This window comes from Gilliamella sp. Fer4-1 (assembly GCF_001690515.1).
Classification (GTDB): Bacteria; Pseudomonadota; Gammaproteobacteria; order Enterobacterales; family Orbaceae; genus Gilliamella; species Gilliamella apicola_C.
Map to the genome: position 1 here is coordinate 1 of NZ_LZGZ01000236.1, position 9,364 is coordinate 9,364.

Annotated in this window: 3 protein-coding genes; 2 read left to right on the forward strand and 1 reads right to left on the reverse strand. The window is 35.3% G+C overall.

Going from position 1 to position 9,364, the window contains the following annotated elements; translation table 11 throughout:
- Nucleotides 1-37 precede the first annotated feature (37 nt).
- A complete protein-coding gene (locus A9G30_RS08420; protein WP_065588658.1) occupies nucleotides 38-5,191 on the forward strand; it encodes an alpha-2-macroglobulin family protein in 5,154 nt (1,717 codons plus the stop codon).
- Nucleotides 5,192-5,306: 115 nt separating this feature from the next.
- A complete protein-coding gene (gene pbpC / locus A9G30_RS08425) occupies nucleotides 5,307-7,604 on the forward strand; it encodes a penicillin-binding protein 1C (RefSeq protein WP_065588659.1) in 2,298 nt (765 codons plus the stop codon).
- A gap of 231 nt (nucleotides 7,605-7,835) precedes the next feature.
- On the opposite strand, the gene A9G30_RS08430 is transcribed toward pbpC, so the two are convergent.
- Nucleotides 7,836-9,364: sulfatase-like hydrolase/transferase (locus A9G30_RS08430; protein WP_218057794.1), on the reverse strand; the 1,529-nt coding region annotated here is incomplete at its 5' end.

Consider the following 9,364-nt stretch of genomic DNA (forward strand, 5'->3'; position numbering starts at 1 on the left):
AATAATAATAAAATATGAGGTGGGAGGTGGACAAAGTATGGCATTAGTAAAACATTTAGCTATATTTAGCCTATTGTTAGCTTTAGCGGGGTGTGACAATAAAGAAACAGAACAAACAGCAAATGCAGAGCAATCATCACCGCAATTAGCAACAGAAGTTATTGATAACAGCAACACGACCAAAATTGGTGAGCCTAATGAAAATAATAAAATAGCGCAAGATCAATCACCAACAACGGTTTTTAATCCCACACCAGAATTAATCGAAAAATATCATGGTAAGGCCTTAACGGTCATAGATAGTTCCGAAACCATTCTGGATGGTTCTAGCACGTTGGTTGTAACCTTTTCTGTTCCTTTAAATCCTAATCTTAATTTTTCTAATTTGCTTCGTCTAGTTGATAAAAAAATGGGTAATGTTGATGGAGCTTGGGAGCTGTCAGATAATGGACTCGAATTAAGACATCGATACCTTGAACCCAACCGTGAATTAGAGCTCACTATCGATAAAATGTTAGTTGCAATTAATGGTAACAGCTTAAAAGAAGTCTACCAAACCGAATTTAAAACTCAAGATCGCCAGCCGTTTGTTGGTTTTGCCAATAGTGGTGTTTTATTGCCTAGCAAATCAATGAGTGGTTTACCGATTACTACGCTTAATGTTAATAAAATTGATGTTAACTTCTTTAAAATTAAACCTGAACATTTATCGGATTTTATTTCTGATTATGGGTTTATTAATCAAATAACAAGTTGGAACTCAAATAATATCAATAAATTTGCTGATTTAGTTTATTCATCTCGCTTTGATCTTAACCCTAAACGTAATTTTCAAGAAACGGTATTGCTTGACTTATCCTCAATTTCTCAATTACAGCAAGAAGGTATTTATTTTGCCGTTATGAATCAAGCGGGAACTTACAATTATTCCAACCCTACATCACTATTTTCGATTAGCAATATTGGTATTGCTGTTCATGCGTATGAAAATGGTAAATTATCAGTGCTTACGCATGCACTAGACAATGGTCAGCCTCTTGGCGATGTTGACATATTGATTTTATGTAATAAAAGCATTCGAGAGAGCAATAAAAACTGTTCCACCATTTTAGCTAAAACTGATGCAGACGGTTATGCTGAAGTAACCTTACCAAAAGGTATGGATTATGCTTTACTTACCGCAAATAAAGGGCAACAAATTTCTTTTGTAAATTTAGATCGTAATGCATTAAATTTAAGCAAGTATAACTTAGTCGGTTCGGCTTTTTATCAAAAACAGCTATTTGTTTTTGGCGCTCGTGATTTATATCGCCCTCAAGAAACGGTTTATTTTAATGCGCTTTTACGTGATGCTAATGGTAAGCCATTGCCAACCCAACCTATTGTGGTTGATGTTATGTTACCTGATAATCAAATTGTTGAAAATTTTACTATCAATGCTAAAGCTGACTCAAATGGCTTATATCAGTGGCAATATGTTATTCCTGCTAATGCAGCAACAGGTAAATGGGCTTTTCGTTTTAATCTAGGTGATGATAACTACCGTTATGCCGGGTTTCATGTGGAAGAATTTTTGCCAGAACGCATGGCAATGGAAATTACAACCACATCAGACAAGCCGGTTATCTTGGATAAGAATGTTAGTTTTAATGTTAAAGGTTGGTATCTTTATGGTGCTCCAGCAATAGGTAATAACTTAGAAGGTCATGTTTATCTCAAAAAAGCAGATTCAATTGCTAACTTAGCCAATTATAAAATTGGACGTGTGACTGATGATAATCTTGATCGCCAACTTGATAATATTGACATGGTTCTGGATAAAAATGGGATTGCACAAGTTGGCATTGATACTAGCGATTGGGGTAAATTAAGCTCTCCAATTAAAGTTATTTTACAAGCAAGTTTGCTTGATTCTGGTGGACGCCCTATTACACGTTATGCAAGCCAAACAATTTGGCCAACTGAAAAAATGCCTGTGGTACGTGCGTTGTTTTCTCAATCGCTTTATTATGATTGGTCAACAGATCGTTATGAAAATAGTCCCACAGTTGATAAAGGCGCTAATGCTGAATTTGAAGTTGCCTATGTCAATACTGACGGAAAAAAGCTAGCATCAAATCATTTAAAAGCAAAAATTATTCGTGAACGTCGCAACTATTATTGGAGTTGGTCTGACGATGCAGGGTGGCACCAAGAATCTAATTTCAATGAATTTGTTGTTCAAGAACAACCACTAACTATTGATGAAAATGGTACAGCTAAAGTAAGTTATCAAACAGAGGATTATGGGTCTTATCGTATTGAAATTGTTGATACTACAAATAATATTAGCAGTAGTTTACGTTTTCGAAGTGGTTACAATTGGGAAGATAACACAAATGGCACAAATGCTGTTCGGCCTGATCAAGTTAAACTAAGCCTTGATAAAACTGCTTATTCAGTTGGTGATACCGCTAAAGTACGAGTACAAGCTCCTGTTGCTGGATCAGGCTATATTTCACTTGAAACTAATGACGGAATGTTATGGAAAAAAGATATTGCTGTTGATGACCAAGGCCTAGATGTTGAGATACCAATTAAAGACTGGGGGCGCCATGATATTTATATTAATGCGATGATCATTCGACCATCAACTGATGCTGCTGTACAAACAATTAAACGAGCAATTGGTTTACTTTATTTGCCAATTGACACGTCAAATCGTCAATTAACCGTGAGCCTTGACGTTCCGCAAAAAACAGAGCCAGAAAAAACAATTCCAATTAAAGTTAAAATAGATAAAAACGCAATACAACAAGATCACAAAGTAACCGTATTGGTTTCAGCCGTTGATTCGGGGGTATTGAACATTACTGGTTTTGCAACACCTGACCCATACAGCGCATTCTTAGGGCGTAAACGCTATAATGTTGATCTTTACGATGTATATGGCAAATTGATTGAAGGCAAAGGGCGTAATGTAAATATAAGTTTTGGGGGGGATGCTTTACTCGGCGCAGAGAGTACGGGGGGTAAAACACCATTAACTGACGTCAATATTGTTGCCCAGCAATTGCAAACTATCGAACTGAACAATGAAGGTGAGGGGGTTGTTAATCTTACTTTACCTGATTTTAATGGCGAATTGCGCATAATGGCTCAAGCATGGGATGATAGCCGTTTTGGTAAAGCAGAACAAACTATGATAGTTGCTTCACCAGTAATTGCAGAGCTATCCACTCCGCGATTTTTATCTGGTGGCGATCAAGCCACATTAGCGCTAAATCTTCATAATTTAACCGAAAAAAAACAAACAATACAGCTTGAAGTTTCAACAGGAGGTTTGATTTTTCAAAATTCGGTAAACACTACAGCAATAACTTTAGAAAGCAAGCAAAGGCAGATTATTCAATTGCCTGTTGTTGCTAATTATGGCTATGGGCAAGGATCTATAACAATTAATGTTAAAGGGATTTTGTTAGATGATGGTTCAAATTACCAAATCAAACGTTCATGGCATGTAGGCGTTAGACCTGCTTATGCTGCGACCACAAAATACTATGCGGCAGCAATAAATGGTGGTGACAGCTGGGTTTTACCTGAAGATAGTATTGCCGAAATGATTGAAAATACGGTTGATGGTAAATTGATTGTATCAAATCAACCACCGCTGAATATAGCTCAGTATATCAAGTCGTTATTGTCCTATCCGTATGGCTGTTTAGAACAGACTATTAGTAGCTTAATGCCATCATTATATGCAAACCAAGAACAGCTGGCTGCATTAGGAATCAAAACTGAATCGGATACCAAACGTCGCGAAAAAGTACAAGCAGGGATTTCTCAAATATTATCAATGCAACGTAATGATGGTAGTTTTGGTTTATGGACTAAAGATAGTGCAGAAGATCATTGGTTAACCGTGTATGCGACCGACTTTTTATTGCAAGCTAAAGAGCGTGGTTATAATGTTAATAATGCTGCACTTGATGCGGCTATTTCTCGTATTAACCAATATATTTATGATGTGAATGTATTTAATAGTTTACAAAACTATAATGATAATTCACAAGTAAGTGACTACACGCAATTTGCAACTAAAGCTTATGCTTTAGTTGTACTAACCAAACAAAATAAAATCACTGTACCTGTACGTAATGAAATTAATAAAATGTATCAACAGATCACCGAAAGCGATTTTAAGGTGTTTTCGCCGTTGCCAGTTGCTCAATTAGCATTATCAGCCAAACTTGCAGGTTTTGAAAATATCTATAACAGCTTAATGCCACAAGTATTTACAAAAAGTTACGACAATCAATATCCTTGGCTTGGAGAGTATGGCAGTGCAGTTCGTGATAATGCGTTAATTTTAGCTTTATTGATTGAAAACAAGTTGAGTATTGATAAACAAGCTGACTACTTAATCCATTTATCTGATTTACTCAATGATACTCGCTATTTTTCAACCCAAGAGCTTAGTGCATTATTTGTGGCGGGTTGGTCATTGGATCAATATAAATCTTCAAAGCAATTTAATGTTACAATTAATAAACAGAGCAATGATGTAGATACTAGCTTATCACGCTCACTCGATTTTGCTAATTTAGCAAATGGATTAACGATTTCGAATCCAGAAAATGCACAGCCACTTTATATTAAATTGACCGTTTCTGGTTATGGTAAAAAACCCCCTGCGCCAACAAGTGATGAAAATAAATTAACAATTAATCGCTCTTATTATGATTTAAAAGGAAATAAAATCCAACCTGATCAGATGAAAGTAGGTGATTTAATGGTGGTTTTATTAGATGTCAACGCTCATAAAGAAGCTATTCATGATGCATTAATCGTTGATTTCTTACCTGCTGGACTTGAAATAGAAAATCAAAATCTAACTAACAGTAGTGTCAGCTTACAGGCGATCCCTGAATTAGCCAACCTATTGAAAGATGATGATAGTAATGATATTAAATATCAAGAATTCCGTGACGATAGATTTGTTGCTGCGGTTGATATCAATCATTATGTGAGTGAAGATTCTTATCGTTCACGGGTAGCTTACTTAGTTCGGGCTGTAACAGCTGGTAATTATAGGATTCCGTATCCTTATGTTGAATCAATGTACCACCCAGATAGATTCGCTGTTGGTCAATCGCTTAACTTCATGTCTATTGTTGAACGCAAATCAGAATCGAATAATGCCGAGCAATAATAGCATTGGTATTAGAATTGATTAATAAAATACAAACAAAACGATGATCCGCTAACGAAAGTTAGCGGCACCATTTTATATTGAACCATAGATTTTTTGAGGCTTTTTGACAAAAATGAAAAAGCGCCTGCTAAAAATTCTGGCTTTATTGCTTTTTGTAATCCTACTATTAGTTGGTATTTTTTTTGTTGCCGATTGCTTATTTCCAATATCAATAGCAAAACAAAAAAACACACAAACAATTCTTGCACAAGATGGCACTCCGCTTTGGCGATTTGCTGACGAAAACGGTGTGTGGCGATATCCTATCAAATTAGATGAAGTGCCCAATGATTATCTTGATGCTTTATTAAATTATGAAGATCGCTATTTTTATCATCATTTTGGCGTTAACCTAGCATCATTACTGCGCGCAGCTTGGCAAAATATTACCAATAAAAAAATTATTTCAGGTGGTAGTACTATTTCAATGCAGGTTGCAAGGCTGCTTTACCCTCACGATCGCACCATGATAGGTAAGCTGAAACAAGTGTTTAGAACGCTACAACTTGAGTTGCACTTCAAAAAAGATGAAATTTTAACTTTATATATTAACCACGCACCATTTGGTGGCACAATTGAAGGTTTAGGTGCTGCCAGTTGGTCATATTTTGGTAAAGCACCAAAAACATTAACGCGTAGCGAAAGTGTCTTATTAGCTATATTGCCTCAAGCTCCTAGTCGTTTGCGCCCAGATAGATACCCTGAAAGAGCCAAAAAAGCTCGAGATAAAGTTCTAACAAGATTGTCTCAATACCAAATATGGTCGCCCGATATGATAAAGCAAGTTCAAAAAGAAGAAGTCTGGGTTTATCCACGTAAAAAGCCACAGCTTGCGCCTTTATTAGCTCGTAGACTCAGTCAACAATACCCTAATATTGACATTATTCATTCAAATATTGATCTATCTCTTCAATATAATCTTGAAGATATTGCTAGAAATCGAAAAAACCAGTTACCACCTAAAACTTCACTTGCTATTTTAGTTGTCGATCATACCGATATGACTGTAAAAGGTTATGTTGGCTCAGCTGATTTTAATGATAAAGAACGATTTGGTCAGGTTGACATGATCAGTGCACTACGTTCACCAGGATCAACATTAAAGCCTTTTATTTATGCATTAGCGATTGATGATGGCATGATTCATTCTGAATCATTATTACAAGATACGCCTCGAATTAACTCTGATTACCTTCCTACTAATTTTGATAAGAGCTTTTATGGTCCTGTAAGTGCTTCAGAAGCGCTAAAAAATTCGCTAAACCTACCAGCGGTTCAACTAATTGAACACTATGGTCCTAAAAGATTTACCGGTAACCTTGTGGATATTGGTTTATCCCTTGTATCTACTGGTAATAATCCTAATATTTCATATATATTAGGAGGCGCATCGCTAAGAATGGATAATTTAGTTAGCGCATATAGTGCCTTTGCACGTCATGGACAAGTCAGTCCTTTACGATTTACGCAAACCGAACTACTGTTAAGTAAACCATTTATTAGTGATGGAAGTGCATGGATCACAAGGCAAATGTTAATTAATAACCAACAACTTGCCTATAAAACAGGGACTAGTTATGGCTATCGTGACGCTTGGGCAATAGGTATCAATCCTCGCTATTTAATTGGTATTTGGGTTGGTCGCCCAGATGGTACCCCCGTTGTTGGCCAATATGGTGCTATCACAGCGGTGCCAATTTTGCGACAGGTTAACACGCTATTATTAAATAAAGAACGGCGATTGAATCGTCCATTACCCGTGGTGACCAAACCAGTAACCGTTACCTTACACAAAATTTGCTGGCCATCAGGGCAAATACTGCCTATAACTGATGAAAACTGCCATCGTCAAAAAAGTGCTTGGATATTAAATAACATGGTACCGCCAACGCTTGATACTCTTGCATCGCTTAATAATAACATCTATCGCTCAGGCTGGGCGACTATTTGGGTAAATGATAAAGGAAAACGAGTATCAGCAGATTGTAACAATGCGCATAAAAAACAGATTGCACTTTGGCCAATAGCATTAGAAAATTGGTTATTACCTAAAGAGCGCCGACAATCAAGACTCCCTGAGGTTGATAAAAATTGCCCCATTCTTGGTAAAGATACCTTTTCGCCACTGAATATTATCGGATTGCGCGATAAACAATTGGTAAAACGCCTACCAGGGCAAAACGATGTCACCATTGATTTAACACCACAAGGTGGCAATGGTGATAAATGGTGGTTTTTAGATGGCGAACTCATTGCGCACACCCATAACGAGCAAAAAGCATCTTTAACTATCACTCAAACAGGCTTACATAACCTTTTATTGTTAGATCAGAGTGGGCAAATTGTGCGAATGGCATTTACTTTCGATTAATCATATAGAAAGTAAACTTATGGCTATTAGGAAAACATTATTTGTAGAATTTGCTAGCGTTATTCACTGTATTACTCAGTATAGTATACAGGCGTCAGAGTAAAATATTTAAAGGAGCATATTGTTAATTGATCTTTTCTTCCATCACATTTAACAAATGCCTCCTTTATTTTTGTATTGTAAAATTTATATTAGGTATCGCAATTTATTGATGAAAAATTATAATAAAACCTAATCATTATTATAAAATTTTAAAAAAGGCATAACTCTACCATCAGGCATAAAAACACGATCATTATTTTTTTCTTTGTTCAGAGTAGTTTGATCAACATTGTACCCTAAAAGATTAGATAAAATATATTTATTCATCAACCCACTTAAATAACCAGTTGGGTTTCGAAACGACTCTATAAATTGACAGTTATAACGATCATTTGTTGATATAAACATAAACGGAATTAAAAATTGGTCAACATTTGTGTTGTTTACACCATGCCCAACATTAACGATTTCGCCATGATCCGAGGTATAAATTAAGGTATAATTATCGCTATATTTGTTAATAACATCATACAATGCTTTCACTGTACGATCTGTATGATGGATGGTCAGATCATATTTTTCAGCATCAGGTAAAGCTTGCTTATCAATTTCATCATAATTTTCATAAGGTTGATGACTTCCTCGCAAATGTACGAAAATGAATTTTTTCGGTGAATTGTCTTGTTGAAGTGCTTTTTCTAATAACTCACTTAAATGAATATCGTGCCTTCCTTCACCAAAAGTGATAACATCGCTCTTACGTGCAATAAAACCGTATTTAGTTTCAAATGAATCTTTAATCCCTTGAAGAGGTGAGGCTAGCCAATAGGTTTTGTAATGATTGAATTTAGCCATTTCAATAATCGACTTATTATTAAATAAATTATCATCACTTTCTGGAATATTAAACGAAAGCGTTAATGGTAACGAATCTCTTGTAAAAGCGGCTGCCGAGTGGCTATTTTGAATAATACAAGCACCATTTTGACTAAAAATATTGGTCATAAACGGTGTAGTTTGTTTATGGTAACCATAGGTGCTGTATCGAGTTACTAATGAGGATTCTCCCATAATTAATACTACTAAGTCGTTATCGGTTTTATTGGGTGGTAAAAGAATAGCTTCATTAAATTTTTCAATTTCATTTGTACTAGAATAGATATTTGTTGATGCAAAACTAGCTAAAAGATAGGATAAGTTACCCACAACAACAGGGTGAGTAAAACGAAGTAGGGTTGCACTTCCTTTATAATAACCACGTTTAATGTCATTATTTAAAGATGAATCTGTTGTTATAACAGTAACAATAAATAAAGCGATTATATAAACGATTATATAAAAGAAGAAGGGGATAATGGATTTAAATTTAGCAGTAATTATTTTTCTAAAAATAAATAAAATAAGAGTTGTTGCGATAAATGCGGGACCTATTATAATTAAAATTTGTTTAGACATTGAGAAAACTTCATTAGAAGTCGTATCTATAATAGAATCAAGCACGCCTGTTGATATTACTTCTCCATAATAAATGAAGTAACTAATTTCGGATAAAAATAGGAATAGAAATAGTGTACTAATCCCAACAATAAAATAATGGCGACTATAGACGCCTATATGCACAAGTACTATAAAACATAGTGTTGTTATCCAGTCTATATAAAATAAAGTTTTTCCAAAAACAGGTTTATTATACAAGGTATCAGTTTTTATTATAACGA

Bases quoted from the DNA above. Each gene is read 5' to 3' on its own strand.
- A9G30_RS08420 (WP_065588658.1), top strand. From the start codon at position 38: ATGGCATTAGTAAAACATTTAGCTATATTTAGCCTATTGTTAGCTTTA.
- pbpC (WP_065588659.1), top strand. From the start codon at position 5,307: ATGAAAAAGCGCCTGCTAAAAATTCTGGCTTTATTGCTTTTTGTAATC.